The sequence below is a fragment of the Streptomyces sp. NPDC047117 genome (genome assembly GCF_040643545.1).
Taxonomy (GTDB): Bacteria; Actinomycetota; Actinomycetes; order Streptomycetales; family Streptomycetaceae; genus Streptomyces.
On sequence record NZ_JBEYUN010000002.1, the window covers coordinates 535,066 to 558,402 of the forward strand.

The following is a 23,337-nucleotide window of genomic DNA, read 5'->3' on the forward strand; positions in this document are numbered from 1 at the left end:
CCCCGGCGCCCGGCAACGGTCGGCGTTTTTGCCTTGAGTGGAATAGACTCAACTTATCGCACGTTGGTATGAGCAGGATCGAGCGGAGCCTGCGAGACTACGGCCACCGAGTACGAGGAGGAGCGCGAGCACGTGGACGCCGAGCTGACCAACAAGAGCCGGGAGGCGCTGAGCGCCGCCAACGAGCGGGCCGTGACCGGGGGCAACGCGGACATGACGTCCGCCCACCTGCTGCTCGCGCTGCTCGCCGGGCAGGACAACGAGAACATCACCGACCTGCTGGCCGCCGTCGGCGCGGACGCCGCCGCGCTGCGTGCCGGTGCCGAGCGCCGGATCGCCGCGCTCCCCAGCATCCAGGGCTCGACCGTCGCCCCGCCGCAGCCCGACCGCGAGATGCTCGCGGTGATAGCGGACGCGGCGCAGCGCGCCAAGGAGCTGGGCGACGACTACATCTCCACCGAGCACCTGCTGATCGGCATCGCCGCCAAGGGCGGTGCCACCGGCGAGCTGCTGGACCAGCAGGGCGCCTCCGCCAAGAAGCTGCTGGACGCGTTCGAGAAGGCGCGCGGCGGCCAGCGGGTGACCAACGCCGACCCGGAGGGTACGTACAAGGCGCTGGAGAAGTTCGGTACGGACTTCACCGCGGCCGCGCGCGAGGGCAAGCTCGACCCGGTCATCGGCCGGGACCAGGAGATCCGCCGCGTCGTGCAGGTGCTGTCGCGGCGTACGAAGAACAACCCCGTGCTGATCGGCGAGCCCGGCGTCGGCAAGACCGCCGTCGTGGAGGGCCTGGCCCAGCGCATCGTGAAGGGCGACGTGCCCGAGTCGCTGCGCGACAAGCGGCTGGTGGCGCTGGACCTGGGCGCGATGGTCGCGGGCGCGAAGTACCGCGGTGAGTTCGAGGAGCGGCTGAAGACCGTCCTGGCGGAGATCAAGTCCAGCGACGGCCAGATCATCACGTTCATCGACGAGCTGCACACGGTCGTCGGCGCGGGCGCCGGCGGCGACTCCGCCATGGACGCGGGCAACATGCTCAAGCCGATGCTGGCCCGCGGCGAGCTGCGGATGGTCGGCGCGACCACGCTGGACGAGTACCGCGAGCGGATCGAGAAGGACCCGGCGCTGGAGCGTCGCTTCCAGCAGGTGCTGGTCGCCGAGCCGACCGTCGAGGACACCGTCGCGATCCTGCGCGGCCTCAAGGGCCGGTACGAGGCGCACCACAAGGTGCAGATCGCGGACTCCGCGCTGGTCGCCGCCGCCACCCTCTCCGACCGGTACATCACCTCCCGCTTCCTCCCCGACAAGGCCATCGACCTGGTCGACGAGTCGGCGTCCCGGCTGCGCATGGAGATCGACTCCTCGCCCGTGGAGATCGACGAGCTGCAGCGGTCCGTGGACCGGCTCCGCATGGAGGAGCTGGCGCTGAAGAACGAGACGGACGCAGGTTCCGTCCAGCGCCTGGAGAAGCTGCGCAAGGACCTCGCCGACAAGGAGGAGGAGCTGCGCGGCCTCACCGCCCGCTGGGAGAAGGAGAAGCAGGGCCTGAACCGCCTCGGTGAGCTGAAGGAGAAGCTCGACGAGCTGCGCGGCCAGGCCGAGCGCGCCCAGCGCGACGGCGACTTCGACACCGCCTCCAAGCTGCTGTACGGCGAGATTCCGGGCCTGGAGCGGGAGCTGGAGGAGGCGGCCGCGGCCGAGGCCGAGCAGGAGGCCGCCAAGGGGGCCGGCGGCTCCAAGGAATCCATGGTCAAGGAGGAGGTCGGCCCGGACGACATCGCCGACGTGGTCGCCGCCTGGACCGGCATCCCGGCCGGCCGCCTGCTGGAGGGCGAGACGCAGAAGCTGCTGCGCATGGAGGACGAGCTGGGCAAGCGGCTGATCGGGCAGACCGAGGCCGTGCGCGCGGTCTCCGACGCGGTACGCCGTACGCGTGCCGGGATCGCCGACCCGGACCGGCCCACCGGCTCGTTCCTCTTCCTCGGCCCGACCGGCGTCGGCAAGACCGAGCTGGCCAAGGCGCTCGCGGACTTCCTGTTCGACGACGAGCGGGCGATGGTCCGCATCGACATGAGCGAGTACGGCGAGAAGCACTCCGTCGCTCGCCTGGTCGGCGCGCCTCCCGGCTACGTCGGGTACGAGGAGGGCGGCCAGCTCACCGAGGCCGTCCGCCGCCGCCCGTACAGCGTCGTGCTGCTGGACGAGGTGGAGAAGGCCCACCACGAGGTCTTCGACATCCTGCTCCAGGTGCTGGACGACGGCCGGCTCACCGACGGCCAGGGCCGCACGGTCGACTTCCGGAACACCATCCTGATCCTGACCTCCAACCTCGGCTCCAACTTCCTGATGGACCCGCTGCTGAAGGAGGAGCAGAAGAAGGAGAAGGTGCTGGAGACGGTCCGCTCCGCCTTCCGCCCGGAGTTCCTGAACCGGCTGGACGACACGGTGGTCTTCCACCCGCTCGGCACCGACCAGCTCCAGCGGATCGCACAGATCCAGATCGACCACCTGCAGAAGCGCCTCGCCGACCGGCGGCTGACGCTGGACGTCTCGGACGCGGCGCTGACCTGGCTGGCCTGGCTCGGCCAGGAGCCGGTGATCGACCAGCCGGACCAGGCCGTTTCTCCGGGGCCCGACCTCTCCTACGGCGCCCGGCCACTGCGCCGCCTCGTCCAGACCGCCATCGGCGACCAGCTCGCGCGGGCGATCCTGGCGGGCGACGTGCACGACGGCGACACCGTACGGGTGGACGTCGACGGCGACCATCTGTCGGTGACGGCGGAGCGTGAACCGGTGGCGGCGGCCTGACCTGCGCCCGCCCCGTACCGCGCCGCGGCGCCCGCTACCCGACCCGCCCCGTCCGCTTGCCAGGACGGGGCGGGTGTGGGGGAGGATGGCGGGGACCATACGAAGGGACTTCCACGGTGACTATCGACCCGTCCTCGATTCCGAATTTCGGGGGCCAGCCCGAACCGCAGCCGACGGGGCCGGAGGGTCCCATCGTGCCTGACCAGGAACTGGTCAAGCAGCTTCTGGAGCAGATGGAGCTGAAGTACGTCGTCGACGACGAGGGCGACCTCGCCGCCCCGTGGGAGCAGTTCCGCACGTACTTCATGTTCCGGGGCGAGGAAGAGCAGCAGATCTTCTCCGTCCGTACCTTCTACGACCGGCCCCACGCGATCGAGCTCAAGCCCAAGCTGCTGGAGGCGATCGACGACTGGAACCGCCGCACCCTGTGGCCCAAGGCCTACACCCACACCCACGACGACGGCACGGTCCGTCTGATCGGTGAGGCGTCGATGCTGGTCGGCACCGGCGTCTCGCTGGAGCACTTCGTCTCCAGCACGGTCAGCTGGATCCGCGCGTCCATCGAGTTCGACAAGTGGCTCGTCGAGCAGCTCGGCCTGGAGGCCGACGTCGACGACGCCAAGCCGGACGACGAGGCCTGAGGCCTCCCGTACGGCAGCGCGAGGGCCCCGGAGCACGGACTGTGCTCCGGGGCCCTCGCGCGTGCGGGATCAGCTGCCGGACAGCTGCTTGAGCCGGGCTGCCGCCTCGCGCAGCACCTCGTCCTTCTTGCAGAAGGCGAACCGTACGAGGCTGCGCCCCGCCGCCTTGTCGTCGTAGAAGACGGCGTTCGGCACCGCGACCACGCCGCAGCGCTCGGGCAGGCCCAGGCAGAACGCCAGGCCGTCCTGCTCGCCGAGCGCGGTGATGTCGGTGGTGATGAAGTACGTGCCGCTGGGGCGGTAGACCCGGAAGCCCGCCTCCGCCAGCCCGTCGGCCAGGATGTCCCGCTTGCGGCGCATGTCCTCGCGCAGGCCGTGGAAGTAGTCGTCCGGCAGCGCGAGCGCCTCGGCGACGGCGTACTGGAAGGGGCCGGCCGAGACGTAGGTGAGGAACTGCTTGGCGGAGCGGACCGCGCTCACCAGTTCGGGCGAGCCGGTGATCCAGCCGACCTTCCAGCCGGTGAAGGAGAAGGTCTTGCCCGCGCTGCCGATGGAGACCGTGCGCTCGCGCATCCCGGGGAAGGACGCCAGCGGCACGTGCTCACCCTCGAACACCAGGTGCTCGTAGACCTCGTCCGTGACGACCAGGAGGTCGCGCTCGCACGCCAGCTCGGCGATGGCGGCCAGCTCGTCGCGGGTGAGGACGGTGCCGGTGGGGTTGTGCGGGGTGTTCAGGAGGATCAGGCGGGTGCGGTCGGTGACCGCGTCGCGCAGTTCGTCCAGGTCGAGGCGGTAGCAAGCGCCCTCGACGGAGGGGCGCAGGGTGACCGGCACGCGGGTGGCGCCGGCCATCGCGATGCACGCGGCGTACGAGTCGTAGTACGGCTCCAGCGCGATCACCTCGTCGCCGGGCTCCAGCAGCGCCAGCAGGGACGCGGCGATGGCCTCGGTGGCGCCCGCGGTGACCAGCACCTCCGTGTCGGGGTCGTACGTGAGGCCGTACCAGCGCTGCTGGTGGGCGGTGACGGCGGTGCGCAGCTCGGGGATGCCGGGGCCCGGCGGGTACTGGTTCCCGCGGCCGTCGCGCAGCGCGCGTACCGCCGCTTCACGGACCTCTTCGGGGCCGTCGGTGTCGGGGAAGCCCTGGCCGAGGTTGATGGAGCCGGTCCGCACGGCGAGCGCGGACATCTCGGCGAAGATCGTCGTTCCGAATTCGGCCAGGCGGCGGTTGAGCAGCGGTCGTCCCATGGGCGTCATCCTCCGCCGAACCTCTGGAGTTCCTCAACTCCGCTTTTGGGATCAGCGAGGCCGGGCATGTGATCCGCACGCAAGAACCGATGTACGGGGGTGAGGCACATGGCAGGCTTTGTGATTTTCCTGGTGATCTGCGCTTTTGTGGCGGCCGTGGTCTGGATGGCGAAGACGGCCGCGGCCAACGAGTCGCCGCGGGGCCGCAACAAGAGGCGGGGGTGGGCCGCGGGGGGCGGCGGCTCCTCGTCCGGGTCCTGGTGGGCCGGTGACAACGGCTCGGGCGGCGGCCACCACGGTCATCACGGCGGCTCGTCGTGCGGCGGGGGCTCGTCCTGCGGGGGCGGCTCGTCGTGCGGGGGCGGCGGCGGTGGCGGCTGCGGTGGAGGCGGAGGCGGCGGTTCCTGAGCGGTTCCCCCGCGCGTCCTGAAGCGGTCGCACGGTTGGCCGGTATGGAACATGCAACCGGCTCATGCCCCACAGCATATGCGCCCGACGGTTCTCAACAACCGCCGGGCGCAAGCCTGTTGAACAACTGAACTGAGAGGCCCTCTGAGGGATGGAAACCCGGCGAAGATGGGTAAAAAGGCTGTGGGCCCCGCGAGTTTCATGATTCCCTCTCTTGTGAGAATCCACCAGTTCTCGGACCCCACGTGGTCACGAGCCGGCAGCCGGTAAGTCGTATCCCTGGTCCTCCTCCGGGGCGGGCCGGCCCACCATCCACTGCGTGCTTGCGGAGCCGACCCATGCTCACCACCATCAAGACCGCCTACACCGACACCCGTGCAGCCGACCTCGCCTGGGCACTCGGCCGGGAGCCGTTGCCCGCCCTCGCCGTCCTCGACCTGCAATTGGGTGACTCCAGTGTTCAGTTGAGGCTGCTCGGCGCCTCGCACCAGGTGCTTCTCCAGGAGGAGCACGGCAGTTGTTCGGAGACGGTGGCGTGCATGCCCGGCAGCAGCACCCCGCTCCCGCTCGGTGTGGCGAAGCGCGTCGGCGACTGGGAGTACGAATTCGCCGCGCATGTGGAGACGCTCTCCCGCGGCTCGTTCGCAGGCAGGGCACAGGAGTTGCTCGCACTGGTGGCCGAGCATCCGTACGGGCTTGCCGGGACGTTCCCCGGTGCGCCGCACGCCTTCACCGCGATGCTTGCGCAACGCGACGGCGGCCAGGTGCGCTGGCGGACCTGGCACGCCTACCCCCAGGAAGGCCGGCTGGTGGCGACCCGTACGCGCGTGGGCGTACGGGCGGTGGCGGCGCTGTGAGCGGGAGCGCGGCGGTGGCTCGGCGTCCGGTCCGCGCGAATCCAATGCACTCCTGTGGGTGACGAGGCGCGACAGGGGCGTCACGTAGCGTTCGCAACATGATCGATCCGCCAGCGGCCCTCACCTCCGGCGCCCGCAAGCCGCCGGAGATCGTCAGACCACCGAGGCTGCCGGTACCGGCCGGAATCGGCCGTCTCCTCGTCCTCACCGTGGTCTTCCTCTGCGCCGCTTGCGGACTGGTGTACGAACTGGAGCTGGTCGCCCTCTCCTCCTACCTGGTCGGCGACTCCGTGACCCAGGCCTCCGTCGTGCTCTCCGTGATGGTCTTCGCGATGGGCGTCGGCTCGCTGCTGGCCAAACGGCTGCGCTGCCGGGCCGCGGTCGGCTTCGGCGCGGTCGAGGCGGCGCTGGCCCTGGTCGGCGGCGTCTCGGCGATGGCGCTGTACGCCTCCTTCGCGTGGTTCGGCCAGTCCCGGCCCGTGCTGGTCGGCTTCTCACTGCTGATCGGCGTGCTCATCGGCGCCGAGGTGCCGCTGCTGATGACGCTCATCCAGCGCATCCGCAATCAGGACGCGGGCGGCGCGGTCGCCGACCTCTTCGCGGCGGACTACGTGGGCGCGCTGGTCGGCGGGCTCGCCTTCCCCTTCCTGCTGCTGCCGGTGCTCGGCCAGCTCACGGGCGCCCTGGTCACCGGCGGGGTGAACGCCGTCGCGGGCGGCGCGCTCGTCCTCGGCCTGTTCGGCCGCGACCTCTCCCCGCGGGCCCGCCGGTCGCTGCTGGCCGCCAACGTCCTGGTGCTCGCCCTGCTCGCCACGTGCACGGTGCTGGCCGGCTCCTTCGAACGGGCAGCGCGCGAAGCGGTGTACGCCACCGAGCCGCGGGTCGCCCTCCGGACGGAGGTGCAGGAAGTCGTGCTGACCGGCGGCACGGGCGGCGGGCGCGCGGGCCGCAGCGGCGGCGAGGCCGCCCGTACGCCCCTCGCGCTCTATCTCGACGGCCGGCTGCGGGCCAGCGCCATCGACGAGTTCCGGTACCGCGAAGCGCTCGTCCACCCGGCGATGGCGGGCGGTCCGCACGGCCGGGTGCTGGTCCTCGGCGGCGGCGACGGCCTCGCCGCGCGCGAACTGCTCCGCTACGCCGGCGTCGAGTCCGTCACCGTCGTCGAACGCGACGCCGCCCTGGTCCGGCTGGCCCGCACCGACCCCGGCCTCGCCCGGCTGAACCGCCACGCGCTCGACGACCCGCGGGTGCGCGTGGTGACCGCCGACGTCTTCGACTGGCTGCGCTGGGACGCCCGGCACGAGGCGCGCCGGGACGGCCCGTACGACGTGATCCTCTCCGACCTGCCGGACCCCGCCATCACCGCCGGCACCAAGCTGTACTCCCAGGAGTTCTACGGGCTCGCGGCCCGGGTGCTGGCCCCGGACGGCCGGCTGGCGGTGCACGCGGGCCCGCCCGGCGCCCGGCCGCGCAACTTCTGGACGGTCGAGGCGACCGTGCGCGCCGCGGGTCTGCGCACCGCCGCGTACCGGATGGAGGGCCGCCGCCACGCGTTCTCGGGCGGGCCCGACCGCGGCCAGTCCGGCACCGGCGGTACGGCCCCCGGGTCCGCCCGGGACTGGGGCTTCGTCCTGGCGGCCCGTGCCACCCCGGTACCGGCCCTCTCGCCCGCCGCGCCGCCGGTGCGCGCGCTGACCCCGGCCGCCCTGCGTTCCGGCCGTCTCGCCCTGGACGCGTCCCGCCCGCCGGGCCTGCCGCCGTCGACCCTGGTGCATCCGCGGTACGGCGGATGACCGCGTCCCGGGCAGCGACGGCATGCCGAGAAAGTTGCGCGGGAGCAGGCACGGTGCGGGGCGTGCTGGGTAGGCTCCGATGTCATGGAGCATGAGGTGTACGTTCCGTTTCCCGTTGGCACGGTGCGGCAGGCGCTCACCGAGCCGGAACGCCTGGCTCGCTGTGTCCCGGGCGCCCAGCTCGACGCGGACCACGCGCCCGGAGTTCCGGAGGGCCGGCTGCGGCTGCGGGTCGGCGGCTCCACCATCACCTACCGCGGATCGCTGCAAGTGACCCCGCGCGACGGCGAGCCGGACGCCTTCGACGCCGCGTTGCGCGGCACGGAGGTGCGCGGCGAAGGCTTCGCCGAGCTGGACGTCACCGTCCGGGTGGCGTCCGACGAGGGCGGCAAGGGCACGACGCTCTCCTGCACCGCGGTCCTGCGGTCCGGGGGACGTCTCGCGGGCGCCGCGGACGACACCGTCCGTTCGGCCGGGCGCCGCCTCCTGGAGCGTTTCGCCACCACTCTCACCGAGGACCTGTCGCTCCGGCCGGTCGCCGCGGGGGAGCCGGACGGGCCCGACGCGCAGGCCGCCCCGGGTGCGGGGCCGGCGGCCGGGGCCACGACGGCCGCCGACGGGGTGGCGGTCTTCGGGGGCGAGCCGGCGGACGTGCCCGAGGAGTCCGGCGCGGCCGGTGCGGACCCGGCCGGTGACGAGGACGACGTGCTCGCCGAGGACGACGCCGTCGACGCCCTCGGCGGGGTGGACGGGGGCAGGGAACCGGGCGCCGAGGACGACCCCGACGACGTCACCGGAGTGGACGACGCCGACGCGGAGGACGTGGACGAGGTGGGCGACCTGGTGGACGCGCCGCCGCGGTCCGGCGTCTTCGAGACCGAGATCCCGCCCTCCTCGCTGGACCCGCTCGCCGAGGAGGAGCTGGGCATCCCGGCCGAGCCGCCCGCCGAGGCCGCGCACGCCCGCCGGACGATGATCGGCCGCAGCGCGGAGGAGGTCGACCACGCCCCGCCGCGCGGCCGCTACGCCCCCGTGCCCGCCCCCGACGCCTCCACCGCCTCGGCCACCCTCCGCTGGGCGGCCCCCGCGGCGGCCGTAGTCCTGGCCTCCGCCGTGGTGGTCGGCCGGGTTTTGCGCCGCCGCCGCTGAGCGTGGTTCCGGGGTGCGTTTGCCTGGTCTGCTGCTGACTGTGGCTCCGGGGCCTGCGTGTCCGCTCTGTTGCTGACTGCGGCCTGCGGCGCCGGGGTCCGCGTCCCGGCCTGCTGGTGACCGTGGATCCGGGCCCGCGTGCCCGGCCCGCCGCTCGCCCGCCGCACCGTTAAGGTCGAGCCGTGAGCACTGAGAACCGCACAGAGCCCGCCCGCAAGCCGCGCGTGGCGCGCACCGTACGGCTGGCCGCCGGAGACACCGAGGTGGCCGTCCGTCCGGACAACGGCTGCCGCATCGAGAGTCTGCGGATCGGCGGCACGGAGCTGCTCAGGCAGGGCGACAAGTACGGCTGCTTCCCGATGGTGCCGTGGTGCGGCCGGATCGAGAACGGCCGGTTCCGCAACGGCGGCGAGACGCACCAGATGCCGGTGAACTCCCCGCCGCACGCCATCCACGGCAACGGCCGCAACCTCTCCTGGCGCACCGCGCGCACGACCGGGACCACCGGGGCCTTCACGTACGACCTGGACGACCCGGCCGCGCCCTGGCCGTACCCCGGCAAGGTCACCCAGCTGGTGGAGCTGGCCGAGGACGGCGGTTCGCTGACGCTGAGCATGGGCGTCGAGACGTACGGCGACTCCTTCCCGGCGCAGGCCGGCTGGCACCCCTGGTTCCTCCGCGACCTCGGCGACGGCGGCGAGGGCGTCCGCATCGACTTCGACCCCGAGTGGCAGGAGGAGCGCGGGCCCGACCACCTCCCGACCGGGCAGCGCGTCGACCCCCGCCCCGGCCCCTGGGACGACTGCTTCGGCATGCCGCAGGGGGTGGACGTCACCCTCACCTGGCCGGGCCGCCTGGAGCTGAAGGTCACCAGCCGTGCCGAGTGGGTGGTGGTGTACGACGAGCAGGAGGAGGCCGTGTGCGTGGAGCCGCAGTCCGGCCCGCCCAACGGGCTGAACACCCTGCCGCGCCTGGTCACACCCATCGACCCGCTGGAGATCTCCACGACCTGGACCTGGCGCTCGCTGGCCTGACCGGCATGCGTTCGTCGGCTTGATCCGCCGGCTCCTACCGGACGCCGTCCGGGGCCGGGAGCGTTTCGGGACCGGCTCCGGCGGGCGTCGCGGAGCCGTGTCCGGAACCGGTCCCCGCGCTGTCCTAAGCTCGTGCGCATGACCGACGACGTACGTGGCGAGCTGCTGCGGCAGATCAAGAACAAGGCCGTGGTGCACGGCAAGGTGACGCTTTCCTCCGGCAAGGAAGCCGATTACTACATCGACCTGCGCCGGATCACCCTGGACGCCGAGGCGGCGCCGCTGGTCGGCCAGGTGATGCTGGACATCACCGCCGACCTCGACTACGACGCGGTCGGCGGGCTCACGCTCGGCGCCGACCCGGTCGCGACGTCGATGCTGCACGCCGCCGCCGCGCGCGGGCAGAAGCTGGACGCCTTCGTGGTCCGCAAGTCCCAGAAGACCCACGGCATGCAGCGCCGTATCGAGGGCCCGGACATCAAGGGCCGCCGCGTCCTCGTGGTCGAGGACACCTCCACCACCGGCGGCTCCCCGCTGACCGCCGTCGAGGCGGCCCGTGAGGCGGGCGCCGAGGTCGTCGCCGTCGCGACGATCGTCGACCGCGGTGCCGAGTCGGCCATCGCCGGGGCCGGCCTGAAGTACATCACCGGCTACCAGCTCACCGACCTGGATCTCGCCTGAGAGGTCCGGCGGTCACGCCGGCGAGGTCGGCGCCGGACCGAGTTTTTCGGTGGCGCGCGCGGTGACCTGCGGTTTCGCCACGGGGCGGGCTGTTTCACGTGAAACAGCCCGCCCTTTGCGCCGTCCGGGTGGCGGCGCGATGTGGAGGTATCCGGCAAGTCTGGGAAGATGGGCCGCGACGATGACGTCGCCCCCTGGTCAGGGCCCAGAACGTACCCGGTACCCGCACACACAAGGAGCGGACAGATGCCCATCGCAACCCCCGAGATCTACAACGAGATGCTCGACCGGGCGAAGGCAGGCAAGTTCGCCTACCCGGCCATCAACGTGACCTCGACCCAGACGCTGCACGCGGCGCTGCGCGGTTTCGCCGAGGCCGAGAGTGACGGCATCATCCAGATCTCCACGGGCGGTGCGGAGTTCCTGGGCGGCCAGTACAGCAAGGACATGGTGACCGGCGCCGTCGCCCTGGCCGAGTTCGCGCACGTCGTGGCCGCGAAGTACGGCATCACCGTCGCGCTGCACACCGACCACTGCCCCAAGGACAAGCTGGACGGCTACGTCCGCCCGCTGATCGACATCTCCGCCGAGCGCGTGGCCAAGGGCGAGAACCCGCTCTTCCAGTCCCACATGTGGGACGGCTCGGCCGAGAACCTTGCCGACAACCTCTCCATCGGCCAGGAGCTGCTGGCCAAGGCCGCCGCCGCCAAGATCATTCTTGAGGTCGAGATCACCCCGACCGGTGGCGAGGAGGACGGCGTCACCCACGAGATCAACGACGAGCTGTACACCACCGTCGACGACGCGATCCGCACCGCCGAGGCGCTGGGCCTGGGCGAGAAGGGCCGCTACCTGCTCGCCGCCTCCTTCGGCAACGTGCACGGCGTCTACAAGCCGGGCAACGTCGTCCTCCGCCCCGAGCTCCTCAAGGACCTCCAGGAGGGCGTCGGCGCCAAGTACGGCAAGCAGGCCCCGTTCGACTTCGTCTTCCACGGCGGCTCCGGCTCCACCGAGCAGGAGATCGCCACCGCGCTGGAGAACGGCGTCGTGAAGATGAACCTCGACACCGACACCCAGTACGCCTTCACCCGCCCGATCGCGGACCACATGTTCCGCAACTACGACGGCGTCCTGAAGGTCGACGGCGAGGTCGGCAACAAGAAGGTCTACGACCCGCGCAGCTGGGGCAAGCTGGCCGAGGCCGGCATGGCCAAGCGCGTCACCGAGGCCTGCGCCAACCTGCGCTCCACCGGCACCAAGATCAAGTAACTCCGGCGCGGCGCCGCACAGCACCGGCGCCTGCGGCAGAGCACGCCGAAGAGCAGCGAAGGGCCCCGTACGCAGAGGATCATGCGTACGGGGCCCTTCGGCGTGCCGGGGCCCTGGGGGCCGGGCGCCGCACACGGTGGTGCGGCCGGGGCCGCTGCGCGCGTGGACGATCCTCCGTGCGCCCGGCCGAACGGCCACCTCCGAGGCACCGCCCGCCGCACGGACCAGGCAGACTTGGACTCATGGCCATTCACGAGAACCTGCTCGGGGGACCGCCCCCGACCCATCTGCCCGACGACCCGGAGCCCCGCGAGCTGCTCGCCGCGGGCACCGCTCCGGCCGACGTCGCCGCGAAGTACCCGGCGTCCTCGCTGGTCTGGGCACAGCTGGCGGACGACGCCTTCCAGGCCGGCCGGACCGTCGAGTCCTACGCGTACGCCCGCACGGGCTACCACCGCGGCCTGGACTCGCTGCGCCGGGCCGGCTGGAAGGGCCATGGCCCGGTCCCGTTCGAGCACGAGCCGAACCGCGGCTTCCTGCGGGCGCTGCACGCGCTCGCCCGCGCCGCCCAGGCGATCGGCGAGCAGGAGGAGTACGAGCGCTGCACGACTTTCCTGCGCGAGTCCTCGCCGACCGCCGCCGACACGCTCTCCTGAGGTACCCACCCGGGAGACGACCCGCTCGGGACCGGCCGGCGCCATTTTCCGGCCGGTCCCGAGCCGGTTCGGGCCCCGCGAGTCGGCCGGGGCTGCCCTTGCCAAACCCTGGAGAGTTGCGGAAGATGCGCAACAGGTCCGGTGAGCCGGACCTGACGAGGGGACCGGGGCTCCGATGCCGACAGGAAGGGGCGGACCGCTACCCGGAGGCATGCATCACGAGGAGTTCCTGATGTCGTACTCGTCATCAGCGTCCCAGGCGTCCCCGTCCCCGGAGCCGGCCCCGCGCTGCCCGGTCGGCGGCCGGGCCGAGGCGGACCCGAATCTCGACTTCGCGGGCACCACGCCGTACGAGGACTATGTCCAGGCGGAGCTGCTCACGCACTCCCAGCACCTGCTCTCCGACGACCCCGGAGAGATGGCCTTCCTGGTGACCACCCAGGTCATGGAGCTGTGGTTCACCGTCATCGTCCACGAGTGGCACACCGCGGCCCAGGCCCTGCGCGGCGACGACCTGCCCACCGCGATCGACGCGCTGCGCCGCTCCACGTACGAGCTGGAAGCGCTCAACGCCGCGTGGAAGCCGCTGGCCCGGCTGACCCCCGCGCAGTTCAACGCCTACCGCGGCGCCCTCGGCGACGGCTCCGGCTTCCAGTCCGCGATGTACCGGCGGCTGGAGTTCCTGCTCGGCGAGAAGTCCGCGTCCATGCTCGTCCCGCACCGCGGCGCGCCCCGTGAGTACGCCGAGCTGGAGAAGGCGCTGCACGAGCCGAGCCTGTGGGACGAGGTGCTGCGGCTGCTGGACCGCCGCGGATACGCCGTCCCGGTGTCCGTCCTGCACCGCGACCCCACGCTCAAGTACGAGCCGAACGCCGCCGTCGAGGCCGCCTGGGCCGAGGTCTACGCGGGCGACCCGCGGAGCGAGCTGATCGCGCTCGGCGAGGTCCTCACCGACGTCGCCGAACTGGTGTGGCGATGGCGCAACGACCATCTGGTCGCCACCCGCCGGGCGATGGGCGCGAAGATGGGCACCGGCGGTTCGGCCGGTGTGGCCTGGCTGGAGAAGCGGGCCCGCAAGAACGTTTTCCCGGAGCTGTGGACGGCCCGGAGCCATGTCTGACCGGCCGACCGCCCGACAGCGGTACTCGACCCCGCCGGACGGGGCACCCGTGACCGAGCGGCCGGTTGCCATCGACGGGTCGGCCGCCATCGGCCGGCCCGGCGCGACCGGTGAGGAGCCGGGTGGGCCGGGCCCGGATGGACGGGGCTCGAACCGCTCCGGCGGACCGGGCCCGAACGGCCCCGGCCCCCAGGACACAGCGACGCGGCCGGGCCCCGCACGACAGCGCGAGGAGACCGGAGACGAGCGGCCCCGCACCACACAGCGATACGGCCGGGCAGCGGCGGAGGGTGACGACGTGCAGCAGAACCAGAGCACCGAGGGTGGCGCGACCACCAACAGAATCGATCCGCCCGCCTCGGCCGACATGGCAGACATCGCCGGCACCCTGTCCGGCCACGCCGTGGCCGCGGCAGCCGTCCGCGACGACTTCGCCGCCCACGCCGCGCGCATGGACGCCGACGACCCGCTGCGCGGCAAGCGCACGGAGTTCGTGCTCGACGAGGCGGTCTACCTCGACGGCAACTCCCTCGGCGCGCTCCCGCACGCGGTCCCCGAGCGGGTCCGCGAGGTCATCTCCCGCGAATGGGGCGAGCTGCGCATCCGCTCCTGGTCGGAATCCGGCTGGTGGACCGCGCCCGAACGGATCGGCGACCGTATCGCCCCGCTCCTCGGCGCCGCCCCCGGCCAGGTCGTGGTCGGCGACTCCACCAGCATCAACGTCTTCAAGGCCCTGGTCGCCGCCGTACGCATGGCGGACGAGGCCGGCCCGGCGGCCAACGGCGTACGGCGGGACGAGATCCTCGTCGACGCCGCGACCTTCCCGACCGACGGCTACATCGCCCAGTCCGCCGCCCGCCTCACCGGCTGCACGCTGCGCCCCGTCGAAGCCGCGCTGATGCCCGTCGAAGCGTCCGACCGTACCGCCGCCGCGCTGGTCAACCACGTCGACTACCGCAGCGGGCGGCTCAACGACCTGCCCGGCATCACCGCCGCCCTGCACGAAGCGGGCGCCCTCGCCGTCTGGGACCTGTGCCACAGCGCGGGCGCCCTGCCCGTCGACCTGGACGCGCACGGCGTGGACCTCGCGGTCGGCTGCACGTACAAGTACCTCAACGGCGGCCCCGGCGCCCCCGCCTACCTGTACATCCGGGCCGAGCACCAGCCGCGCTTCGACTCACCGCTCCCCGGCTGGAACTCCCACGCCGACCCCTTCGGCATGGACCCCGAGTACACCCCCGCACCGGGCGTCGAACGCGGCCGCGTCGGCACCCCGGACATCCTCTCGCTGCTCGCCCTGGAAGCCGCGCTGGAGGTCTGGGAGGGCGTCGCCATCGAGGACGTACGCGCCAAGAGCCTCGCGCTCACCGACTTCTTCCTCGCCTGCGTACGGGCCTACGTGCCCCGCGGCCGGGTGCGGTCGGTGACCCCGGAACGGCACGACGAACGCGGCAGCCAGGTCGCGCTGGAGTGCGCCGGGGCCGCCGAGGTGATGGGCGAACTGATCCGGCACGGTGTGATCGGCGACTTCCGCCACCCCGACGTGCTGCGCTTCGGCTTCACCCCGCTCTACACCTCCTTCGCCGACGCGGAACACGCCGCCCGGACCCTCGCCGAGATCGTGGCGTACGTCCCCGGCGACGGCAGCGCCTCCGCGGTCGCCGCGGGCGGCCCGGAACAGGGGCCGGTCACGACATGAGCGATTCGGAACAGGGGCCGGTCACGACATGAACGACCCGGCGCGGGACGAGGCCGTGGCGGTGGACGGGGAAGCCGTGGAGGGCTTGGCGGGGGGTGAGGAGGCCGCGCTGCTGGGCCTCCTGCCCGTCGCGCCGGACGACCGCCTCGTCTACGGCGGCCATCCGGACCAGGTCGTCGACCTGTACCGGCCGCCGGCCACGGCATCCGACGCGTCGGCCACGGTGCCTGCTCTGCCGGCCGACGGCCGGGCCGCGCCGCTGGTCGTGCTGCTGCACGGCGGCTTCTGGCGCGTGGCCTACGACCGTACGCACCTGTCCCCGGCGGCCGCCGCGCTGGCCCGGCACGGCCTGTACGTCGCGCTCGCCGAGTACCGCCGCGCGGGCGGAGGCGGCGGCCTCCCGCAGACGTTCGACGACGTGACCCACGCGGTACGAGCGGCGGCCGCCGAGGTTCCCGCGGGCACCCCCGTGCTCGTCGCCGGCCACTCCGCCGGCGGCCACCTCGCCCTCTGGGCCGCCGCGCGCCCCGGCCCCATCACCGCGGCCGTCGCCCTCGCCCCGGTCGCCGACCTCGCCCGCGCCCACGAACTGGGCCTGAGCGACGGCGCGGTGGCGGAGTTCCTGAGCAGCGGCATGCCCGCACCGCTCACGTCGGCGGAGCTGACGGCGCGCATCGCCGAGACCGACCCCGTACGGCTGACACCCCGCGTACCGGTGACGCTCCTGCACGGCACGGACGACCCCGACGTACCGGTGGAACTGTCGCGGCGGTACGTGGCGGCGCACGCCGACGGCGCGGCCCTCGTCGAGCTGCGTGAACTGCCCGGCGTGGGGCACTACGCCGCCGTCACACCGGGCACGGACGCCTTCGCCGCGCTGCGCGAAGCACTGCGCGAGGCGCTGCGCACCGCCGCGCGAGCAGCTCCGGGAGCCGCCCCGGAAGTCGCCCCGCGCGACGGGCAATCCGGCCGTACCGGCCCCTGACCGACGGGCAATCCGGCCGTACCGGCCCCTGACCGGCGGGGAATCCGGCTGTACGGCCCCTGACCCGCGGGCCGCCCCCGGCGGTACCGTCCCCCCATGGCAGACGTAGCCGCATTCGCCCCCTGGTCACCCGAGTTCGTCGCCGACCCCTACCCCGGCCTCGCCGAACTGCGCACCGCCGGCCGCGTGCACTACTTCCCGCCCTCCGACCAGTGGCTCGTACCGCACCATGCCGACGTCGGCGCACTCCTGCGGGACCGCCGCCTCGGCCGCACCTACCTGCACCGCTTCACCCACGAGGAATTCGGCCGCACCCCGCCCCCACCCGCACACGAGCCCTTCCACGCCCTCAACAGCAACTCCCTGCTCGACACGGAAGTCCCCGACCACACCCGGCTGCGCCGTCTGGTGTCCAAGGCGTTCACGCCCCGCACCGTCGAGCAGCTGGTCCCTGTCGTCCGTGCACTGGCCGAGGGACTCGTCGACGACTTCGTCGCGGCGGGCGGCGGTGACCTGCTGACCGCGGTCGCCGAACCCCTCCCGGTCGCGGTCATCGCCGAGATGCTCGGCATCCCCGAGGCCGACCGCCACCTGCTGCGCCCCTGGTCCGGTGCCATCTGCGGCATGTACGAGCTGAACCCGCCGGAGGAGACGGCACACCGCGCGGTGGAGGCGTCCCTCGAATTCTCCGCCTACCTCCGCGAACTCATCGCCGCCCGGCGCAAGGAGCCGGGCGAAGACCTGATCAGCGGCCTGATCGCCGCCCACGACGAGGGCGACCGGCTGACCGAACAGGAAATGATCTCCACCTGCGCGCTGCTCCTCAACGCCGGCCACGAAGCCACCGTCAACACCACCACCAACGGCTGGCTCGCCCTCTTCCGGAACCCCGGACAGCTCGCCGCACTCCGCGCGGCCCCGGACGCGCTGCTCCCCACCGCCATCGAGGAACTGCTGCGGTACGCCACTCCGCTCCAGCTCTTCGAACGCTGGGTGCTCGACGAGATCGAGCTCGACGGCACGGTCATCCCGCGCGGCGCGGAGGTCGCCCTCCTCTTCGGCGCGGCCAACCGCGACCCGGCGCGCTTCGACCGGCCGGAGGAGCTGGACCTCTCCCGCCCGGACAACCCGCACGTCGCCCTCGGCGCGGGCATCCACTACTGCCTGGGCGCCCCGCTCGCGCGCCTCGAACTGGCCGCCTCCTTCGGCGCCCTGCTCCGTGCCGCCCCCACCCTCCGCCTCACCACCGAGCCCACCTGGAAGCCGAACTTCGTGATCAGGGGGGTACAGGAACTCCTGGTGGAGGTTTGAGGGGGAGCGCCGGGCCTCCGGGCGCCGGTGCCGGGGGCCAGGGGCAGGGGTCAGGGGCAGGGGTCAGGGGAGCTGAGGCGGCGGGCCGGGCGCCGCCGGTGGCATGTAGTACTTGAGACGGACCCGCACAGATCCCCATCGGGCCGGACGCCGCCGACCGCCCCCGTACATACGGTGGTGTGCGTGAACGAGACTCCTCAGTTTGTGGACGGCACCCGCCGGAAGCAGGGCGATGCCGGGTACGCCCGGACCGGCCCGAACCCCGAAGCGCGCATCGTGAGCGGCGTGCTGAGCGGCCTCCGCCGCGACCTGTTCTCCCACCCCTTCGCCTTCCGCCCGCTGCCCCCGCTGGACGCCGACCGGGTGGCGGCCCTGGTGCCGTGGCTGCCGCCCCGGGTGGGCCGCTGTCTGCGCTGGACACCGCACGCGGTGGTTCTCGGCTACGCCTTCGTGCTGCTGATGATCGCCATGGAGGTGAGCCCCATCGGGCCGTCACTGTTCACGCTGATCTTCGGCGTGCTCGTGGCGGGCCCGACGGCGATGACACTCGTCCGCCCGGTGGGGGCGTTCTGGGTGTCGCTGCTGGCCGTGTGCTTCGGGATGCTGGGCGGCGGCGGAGGCGCCTGGGGGCTCGCCGTCATGGGGCACCTCGCGACGATGACCCTGGTCGTCCTGCGTACCCGGCCCCGCCTGGCGGCGGCGATGTGGACGGTGACGTTCGCCGTGCTCACGCCCGGCACCGCCATCCTCGGTTCCGACACCTCCCTGCTGCCGCAGGTGGCGGTGGCGAGCGGGGTCGTGCTGCTGGCGGCCGCGGCCGTCCGCGCGTGGCGCGAGGAACGGCAGCAGGTCGAGGAGACCCGTACGGTCACCGCGGTGGAGCGGTCGCGGCGTACCACGCTGGAAGAGCGCGCGACCATCGCCCGCGAGCTGCACGACGTCGTCGCGCACCACATGTCGGTGATCGCGATCCAGGCGGAGGCCGCGCCGTACCGGGTGACCGACACGCCTCCCGAACTGGTCACCGCCTTCTCGACCATCCGCGAGAACGCCGTGGCCGCGCTCACCGAACTGCGGCGCATCCTCGGCGTCGTGCGCTCCGAGGACCCGGACGCCTTCGCCGGCCCCGAGGCCCCGCAGCCCACCCTCGCCGACCTGGACGGACTGCTGGACAGCGTGCGCGGTACGGGGCTCGACGTCACGGCCGTCGTCACCGGCGCGGTACGGCAACTGCCGCAGGGCGTCGAACTGTCGGCGTACCGGATCATCCAGGAGGCGCTGAGCAACGCCCTGCGGCACGCGCCGGGCGCCGAGGCCCGGGTGGAAGTCGCGTACGTCCTCGGCGGTCTCGGCCTCCGTATCGTCAACGGCCCTGCGAACCGCCTGGCCAAGCCCTCGCCCGGCGCGGGCCACGGCGTCCTCGGCATGCACGAACGCGTCGGCATGCTCAACGGCGAGATGACCAACGGCCCGACAGAGGACGGCGGCTACGAGGTCACGGTCTTCCTCCCGGCAGCCCCCACCCCGGAACCGTCCGACTCGTCGGCGACGACCGGAGCCCCGAGGGAGACCGGAGCCCTGAGGGAGACCAGAGCCCCGAGGGAGACCAAAGCCCCGAGGGAGACCGGAGCCCCGAGGGAGACCGGAGTCCCAAGGGAGACCAAAGCCCCGAGGGAGACCGGAGAAACTCGCGACCAGGGACGGGGACCGTCCGGCCTCGGTGCGACGGGAACGCCCGCGTCTTCTGATACGAAGGAGCCGTCGCCATCCCTCACCCGCCCGATGCGGCGCCCCACTCCGCGGTACCCCACCGCTCGCCCACCCGCTGCCTCCCAGCCCACTGACCCGTCCCAGCCCACCGTGTCGCTGAACAAGCCGGACACCAACACCTCGCCGGAGAGGCCGCAGGAATGATCAGAGTCCTGATCGTCGACGACCAGGTGATGGTCCGCGAGGGCTTCTCGGTCCTCCTCAACGCGATGCCGGACATCGAGGTCGTCGGCGAGGCGGTGAACGGCCGCGACGCGGTCGAACAGGTCGCCGCACTCCGCCCGGACGTCGTCCTGATGGACATCCGCATGCCGGAGGTCAACGGCCTCGACGCCACCCGCGAGATCGTCGCCGCCGACGCGGACGCCAAGGTGCTGGTCCTGACCACGTTCGACCTGGACGAGTACGTCTACCAAGCGCTTCGCGCGGGAGCCAGCGGCTTCCTCCTCAAGGACGCCTCCGCCGGCCAGCTGGCCGAGGGCGTACGGATCGTCGCGTCCGGCGAAGCGCTCCTCGCGCCGACCGTCACCAAGCGGCTGATTTCGGAGTTCTCCCGGCTGGGCACGCCCCGGCCGCCCGCCCAGGACCGCGTCGGCGACCTCACGGAACGGGAGACGGAGGTCCTGGTACTGGTCGCCCAGGGCCTGTCGAACGGTGAGATCGCCGCCCATCTCGTCATCGCCGAATCCACGATCAAGACGCATGTGAGCCGCATCCTGGTGAAGCTGGGCCTCCGCGACCGCACCCAGGCCGCCGTCTTCGCCTACGAAACCGGCCTGGTGACACCGGGCCTCTGAGCCGCCCCCTGCCGCAGGACTCCGACCCTTCCTCTTTCCCTCCCCCCACCCCCTCCCCCCCACCCCGCCACCCCCACTCCCACACCCACCCCTCCCCAACTCCCGCCTCCCACTCCCATCCCCCCACTCGCGCCCCCTCCAGGGACCGCCGGCCGCTGAAACCTCGAACGATATCCACAGGGTGTGGATATCGCTGTGGGTCAGCGAGCGAGCACCCGTGGGAGGTGTAAGGAGAGGCCGATGAGGGGCGGGGCCCCACCCCCGTACCCGGGCCCGCCCCTGCGTCCTCCCCCGGGCGCCCGCCCCCGGCCTCCCCCCGTGAGCCGCTCCCGTGGGCCGCCCCCGTGAGCCGCTCCCATGGGCCGCCCTCAAAGGTCGCCCACGTCCCGTCGTCACCCCATGTCCCGGCGCCTCACCCCCACCAGGCCGATGGCCGTGCTCACGGCGGCGATCAGCAGTAGCCACAGGAAGGGGGGTGCCGTCACGTCGCCGCCCGGGAGCTTCGGGAGGTGGCTGAAGGGGGAGAGGTCCATCGCCCACTGCGCGAGGTCGAGCGCGGGGCCGATCCAGCCGAGGGCCAAGGACGCGCCGACCAGCCCCCAGGCCGCCGTCGTCCACTTCGGGAGGACGCCGAACAGGAACGTGGCGAGCCCGGTCAGGACCCAGACCGCCGGTATCTGTGCCAGCGCCGCACCCATGATCGAGCCGAACCGTCCGCCCATGTCGCCGACGGTGTTCCCGTACCCGATCGCCAGTCCCACTCCGCCGGCCGCCAGCACCACGGCCGTGCCGAGGAAAGCGATCAGCAGGTGGCTCGCCGTCCAGCGCAACCGCCCGACCGCGCAGGCCAGTACCGGTTCGGCCCGGTCGCCGGTCTCCTCCGCGCGCAGCCGCAGCACCGCGCCCGTCGCGTAGAGGGCCGCGACCATCCCGAGCATGCCGACCATCGTGGCCAGGAACGTGTCGGTCAGCGCCTGGGCGCCGCCCATCCGTTCCAGGATCCGGCGGGTCTGTTCGTTGTCGCCGACCATGTCGGAGGCACCGTCGGCGATCCCGCCGAACACCCCGCCGGCCACCGCGAATCCGACCGCCCAGCCGAGCAGTGTCATGCGCTGCAGCCGCCAGGCGAGGCCGAACGCACCGTTCAGCGAAGCCGGCGCGCGGGCAGGTCCCGGTCGTGCGGGCAGGAAGCTCATCCCGATGTCGCGCCGAGCGGTCAGTGCGTACCCCGCGCAGGCCGTGAGGACGGTGCCGGCGGCCAACAGCAGCAGCACCCACCAGCGTTCGCCGGCGTAGGCACGCAGATGCTGGGACCAGCCGATCGGCGATATCCAGGTCAGGGGCGAGGAGCCATCGGCGGTCGCGGCATCGCCCGCGGCCCGCAGGACGAAGGCGAGGCCCACGACCACGCCCGTCAGTCCCTTGGCGAGCCGGGCGCTCTCGGTGAGCTGGGCGGCGATGGTGGCGACGCCCGCGAAGAAGATGCCGCTGCCGCCGACGGCCAGGCCCAGTGCCAGCGATCCCGCTGCCGGCTGGCCGGACGCGGTGAGTCCGGCGGCGATGACCAGGGTCAGCGCGGCGTTGGCGAGGAGCGCGGTCAGCAGTGCGGCGGTGATCGGCGCGCGGCGGCCGACCATGGCGGCCGACAGCAGCTCCTGACGGCCCGTCTCCTCTTCTTCCCTGGTGTGCCGTACGACGATCAGCAGGCTCATCACGGCGGCGAGCACTGCCCCGAAGCCGGCCATCCGCCAGGCGACCAGCCCGCCGATCGAGTCGCCGAACACCGGCCCGTACAGCGCGCGCATCGAGGCGTTGGCGTTCATCGAGTGGGCCAGCTCGGCGCGTTTGGCCGCGGTGTCGTACAGCGCCTCGAAGGAGCCGCCGAGGCTGGCCATCGTCATGCCGAGCAGCAGTACCCACAGGGGGATCATCAGCCGGTCGCGGCGCAGCGCGAGACGCAGCAGGGTGCCGGTGCCGGCCAGGTCGCGGCTCCCGCTCCGGGTGGTGGGCCCGGCGAGCACGGCGGTCATCGCGAGGTCACCCCTTCGGCTTCGGACGTGGTGGTGCCGGGGGCCTCGGCGGCAGCGGCCGTGCCGTCGGCGGCGGGACGGCCCCCATTGCCCGGTTCGTCGCCCAACTCGTCCTGGTAGTGCCGCAGGAACAGCTCCTCCAGCGTCGGCGGCGTGCTCGTCAGGCTGCGCACTCCGGTGGTGGTGAGGGAGCGCAGCACCGCGTCGAGCTTGTCGGTGTCGACCTGGAGCCGGACCCGGCTGCCCTGGACGTCGAGGTCGTGCACCCCGGGGAGGCGGGACAGCCCATTGGGCGGGCCGGCCAGTTCGGCGGAGACGGAGGTGCGGGTGAGGTGGCGGAGGTCGGTGAGGGAGCCGCTCTCCACGGTCCGGCCCTTGCGGATGATGCTGACCCGGTCGCACAGCGCCTCGACCTCGGACAGGAGGTGACTGGAGAGCAGGACCGTGCGCCCGCGGTCGCGTGCCTCCAGGACGCACTCCTGGAAGACCTCCTCCATCAGCGGGTCGAGGCCGGAGGTCGGTTCGTCGAGGATCAGCAGGTCGGCGTCGGAGGCGAAGGCGGCGACCAGGGCGACCTTCTGCCGGTTCCCCTTGGAGTAGGTGCGCCCCTTCTTGGTGGGGTCGAGCTCGAACCGCTCCAGCAGCTTCGCCCGGCGGGTGTTGTCGAGTCCGCCGCGGAGCCTGCCGTACAGGTCTATGACCTCGCCGCCGGAGAGGTTGCGCCACAGCGTCACGTCCCCGGGTACGTACGCGATGCGGCGGTGCAGCGCGACCGCGTCGTGCCAGGGGTCCTTGCCCAGCAGGCGGGCGTCTCCTCGGTCGGCGCGCAGCAGGCCCAGCAGGACGCGGATGGTGGTGGACTTCCCGGCGCCGTTGGGGCCGAGGAAGCCGTGTACCTCGCCGGGGGTGACGGTGAGGTCGAGACCGTCGAGCGCGCGGGTGCGCCCGAACGACTTGTGGAGACCGGCGACGTGGACCGCCGCTGCTGGGTCGGTTGCTGTGGTCATGATTTTGAACATACGCTACTTTCACAAATTTGTGAAGTTAAGGAAGCGTATAAAATTGAGGGACGCGCGGCGGAGCC

At 72.6% G+C, this 23,337-nt stretch carries 17 protein-coding genes and 1 pseudogene; 15 read left to right on the plus strand and 3 right to left on the minus strand.

Annotated elements, in window-relative coordinates; genetic code table 11:
- Positions 1-132 precede the first annotated feature (132 nt).
- Positions 133-2,805 (plus strand): ATP-dependent chaperone ClpB, encoded by a 2,673-nt coding sequence (gene clpB / locus ABZ840_RS05485; protein ID WP_361553656.1) that lies wholly within the window; start codon positions 133-135, stop codon positions 2,803-2,805.
- Positions 2,806-2,921: 116 nt separating this feature from the next.
- A complete protein-coding gene (locus tag ABZ840_RS05490) occupies positions 2,922-3,446 on the plus strand; it encodes a YbjN domain-containing protein (protein ID WP_361553659.1) in 525 nt (174 codons plus the stop codon).
- A 69-nt stretch (positions 3,447-3,515) separates the two neighbouring features.
- Here ABZ840_RS05490 and ABZ840_RS05495 read toward each other — a convergent pair whose 3' ends face one another.
- A complete protein-coding gene (locus tag ABZ840_RS05495; protein WP_361553662.1) occupies positions 3,516-4,703 on the minus strand; it encodes a pyridoxal phosphate-dependent aminotransferase in 1,188 nt (395 codons plus the stop codon).
- Between the two features lie 737 nt (positions 4,704-5,440).
- Here ABZ840_RS05495 and ABZ840_RS05500 point away from each other — a divergent pair.
- The 13 genes and pseudogenes from ABZ840_RS05500 to ABZ840_RS05560 all read left to right on the plus strand — a co-directional run bounded on the left by ABZ840_RS05500 (position 5,441) and on the right by ABZ840_RS05560 (position 20,223).
- Positions 5,441-5,959 carry a DUF2617 family protein gene (locus tag ABZ840_RS05500; RefSeq protein WP_361553665.1) on the plus strand — a complete coding sequence of 173 codons (519 nt, stop codon included), beginning with the start codon at positions 5,441-5,443 and terminating at the stop codon, positions 5,957-5,959.
- 98 nt (positions 5,960-6,057) lie between these two features.
- Positions 6,058-7,752 (plus strand): polyamine aminopropyltransferase, encoded by a 1,695-nt coding sequence (locus ABZ840_RS05505; protein WP_361553668.1) that lies wholly within the window; start codon positions 6,058-6,060, stop codon positions 7,750-7,752.
- Positions 7,753-7,836: 84 nt separating this feature from the next.
- Positions 7,837-8,901: an SRPBCC domain-containing protein gene (locus tag ABZ840_RS05510; RefSeq protein ID WP_361553670.1), complete on the plus strand. Its 1,065-nt coding sequence runs from the start codon at positions 7,837-7,839 to the stop codon at positions 8,899-8,901.
- 182 nt (positions 8,902-9,083) lie between these two features.
- Complete coding sequence (locus tag ABZ840_RS05515) at positions 9,084-9,935, plus strand: aldose 1-epimerase (protein ID WP_361553673.1); 852 nt, start codon at positions 9,084-9,086, stop codon at positions 9,933-9,935.
- 138 nt (positions 9,936-10,073) lie between these two features.
- On the plus strand, positions 10,074-10,616 hold the full coding sequence (pyrE, locus tag ABZ840_RS05520) for an orotate phosphoribosyltransferase (RefSeq protein WP_361553676.1): 543 nt from the start codon (positions 10,074-10,076) through the stop codon (positions 10,614-10,616).
- 246 nt (positions 10,617-10,862) lie between these two features.
- Entirely contained in the window at positions 10,863-11,885 is a 1,023-nt protein-coding gene (fbaA, locus tag ABZ840_RS05525; protein WP_361553679.1) for a class II fructose-bisphosphate aldolase, read from the plus strand.
- A 242-nt stretch (positions 11,886-12,127) separates the two neighbouring features.
- Positions 12,128-12,541 carry a DUF3151 domain-containing protein gene (locus ABZ840_RS05530; protein ID WP_361553682.1) on the plus strand — a complete coding sequence of 138 codons (414 nt, stop codon included), beginning with the start codon at positions 12,128-12,130 and terminating at the stop codon, positions 12,539-12,541.
- Positions 12,542-12,773: 232 nt separating this feature from the next.
- Complete coding sequence (locus ABZ840_RS05535; protein ID WP_361553685.1) at positions 12,774-13,661, plus strand: tryptophan 2,3-dioxygenase family protein; 888 nt, start codon at positions 12,774-12,776, stop codon at positions 13,659-13,661.
- Positions 13,662-14,112: 451 nt separating this feature from the next.
- On the plus strand, positions 14,113-15,360 hold the full coding sequence (gene kynU, locus ABZ840_RS05540; protein ID WP_361553945.1) for a kynureninase: 1,248 nt from the start codon (positions 14,113-14,115) through the stop codon (positions 15,358-15,360).
- 28 nt (positions 15,361-15,388) lie between these two features.
- On the plus strand, positions 15,389-16,345 hold the full coding sequence (locus ABZ840_RS05545; RefSeq protein WP_361553688.1) for an alpha/beta hydrolase: 957 nt from the start codon (positions 15,389-15,391) through the stop codon (positions 16,343-16,345).
- A 96-nt stretch (positions 16,346-16,441) separates the two neighbouring features.
- Complete coding sequence (locus tag ABZ840_RS05550) at positions 16,442-17,656, plus strand: cytochrome P450 (protein ID WP_361553691.1); 1,215 nt, start codon at positions 16,442-16,444, stop codon at positions 17,654-17,656.
- 285 nt (positions 17,657-17,941) lie between these two features.
- A pseudogene (locus ABZ840_RS05555) lies at positions 17,942-19,168 on the plus strand (histidine kinase); the annotation flags it as partial.
- A gap of 398 nt (positions 19,169-19,566) precedes the next feature.
- Positions 19,567-20,223: a response regulator transcription factor gene (locus ABZ840_RS05560; RefSeq protein ID WP_361553694.1), complete on the plus strand. Its 657-nt coding sequence runs from the start codon at positions 19,567-19,569 to the stop codon at positions 20,221-20,223.
- 392 nt (positions 20,224-20,615) lie between these two features.
- Here the strand turns inward: ABZ840_RS05560 and ABZ840_RS05565 are convergent, their stop codons facing one another.
- Together ABZ840_RS05565 and ABZ840_RS05570 are read right to left on the minus strand one after the other, a co-directional pair.
- On the minus strand, positions 20,616-22,253 hold the full coding sequence (locus ABZ840_RS05565; protein WP_361553697.1) for an ABC transporter permease: 1,638 nt from the start codon (positions 22,251-22,253) through the stop codon (positions 20,616-20,618).
- Positions 22,250-23,260 carry an ABC transporter ATP-binding protein gene (locus tag ABZ840_RS05570; protein ID WP_361553700.1) on the minus strand — a complete coding sequence of 337 codons (1,011 nt, stop codon included), beginning with the start codon at positions 23,258-23,260 and terminating at the stop codon, positions 22,250-22,252. The genes ABZ840_RS05565 and ABZ840_RS05570 overlap by 4 nt, the downstream gene beginning before the upstream one ends.
- Positions 23,261-23,337 lie beyond the last annotated feature (77 nt).

Coding starts and splice junctions, on each gene's coding strand:
- ABZ840_RS05535 (WP_361553685.1), top strand. CDS start 12,774: ATGTCGTACTCGTCATCAGCGTCCCAGGCGTCCCCGTCCCCGGAGCCG.
- ABZ840_RS05530 (WP_361553682.1), top strand. CDS start 12,128: ATGGCCATTCACGAGAACCTGCTCGGGGGACCGCCCCCGACCCATCTG.
- pyrE (WP_361553676.1), top strand. CDS start 10,074: ATGACCGACGACGTACGTGGCGAGCTGCTGCGGCAGATCAAGAACAAG.
- ABZ840_RS05570 (WP_361553700.1), bottom strand. CDS start 23,260: ATGACCACAGCAACCGACCCAGCAGCGGCGGTCCACGTCGCCGGTCTC.
- ABZ840_RS05500 (WP_361553665.1), top strand. CDS start 5,441: ATGCTCACCACCATCAAGACCGCCTACACCGACACCCGTGCAGCCGAC.
- ABZ840_RS05505 (WP_361553668.1), top strand. CDS start 6,058: ATGATCGATCCGCCAGCGGCCCTCACCTCCGGCGCCCGCAAGCCGCCG.
- kynU (WP_361553945.1), top strand. CDS start 14,113: ATGGACGCCGACGACCCGCTGCGCGGCAAGCGCACGGAGTTCGTGCTC.
- ABZ840_RS05550 (WP_361553691.1), top strand. CDS start 16,442: ATGGCAGACGTAGCCGCATTCGCCCCCTGGTCACCCGAGTTCGTCGCC.
- ABZ840_RS05560 (WP_361553694.1), top strand. CDS start 19,567: ATGATCAGAGTCCTGATCGTCGACGACCAGGTGATGGTCCGCGAGGGC.
- ABZ840_RS05565 (WP_361553697.1), bottom strand. CDS start 22,253: ATGACCGCCGTGCTCGCCGGGCCCACCACCCGGAGCGGGAGCCGCGAC.
- ABZ840_RS05495 (WP_361553662.1), bottom strand. CDS start 4,703: ATGACGCCCATGGGACGACCGCTGCTCAACCGCCGCCTGGCCGAATTC.
- ABZ840_RS05510 (WP_361553670.1), top strand. CDS start 7,837: ATGGAGCATGAGGTGTACGTTCCGTTTCCCGTTGGCACGGTGCGGCAG.
- ABZ840_RS05545 (WP_361553688.1), top strand. CDS start 15,389: ATGAACGACCCGGCGCGGGACGAGGCCGTGGCGGTGGACGGGGAAGCC.
- fbaA (WP_361553679.1), top strand. CDS start 10,863: ATGCCCATCGCAACCCCCGAGATCTACAACGAGATGCTCGACCGGGCG.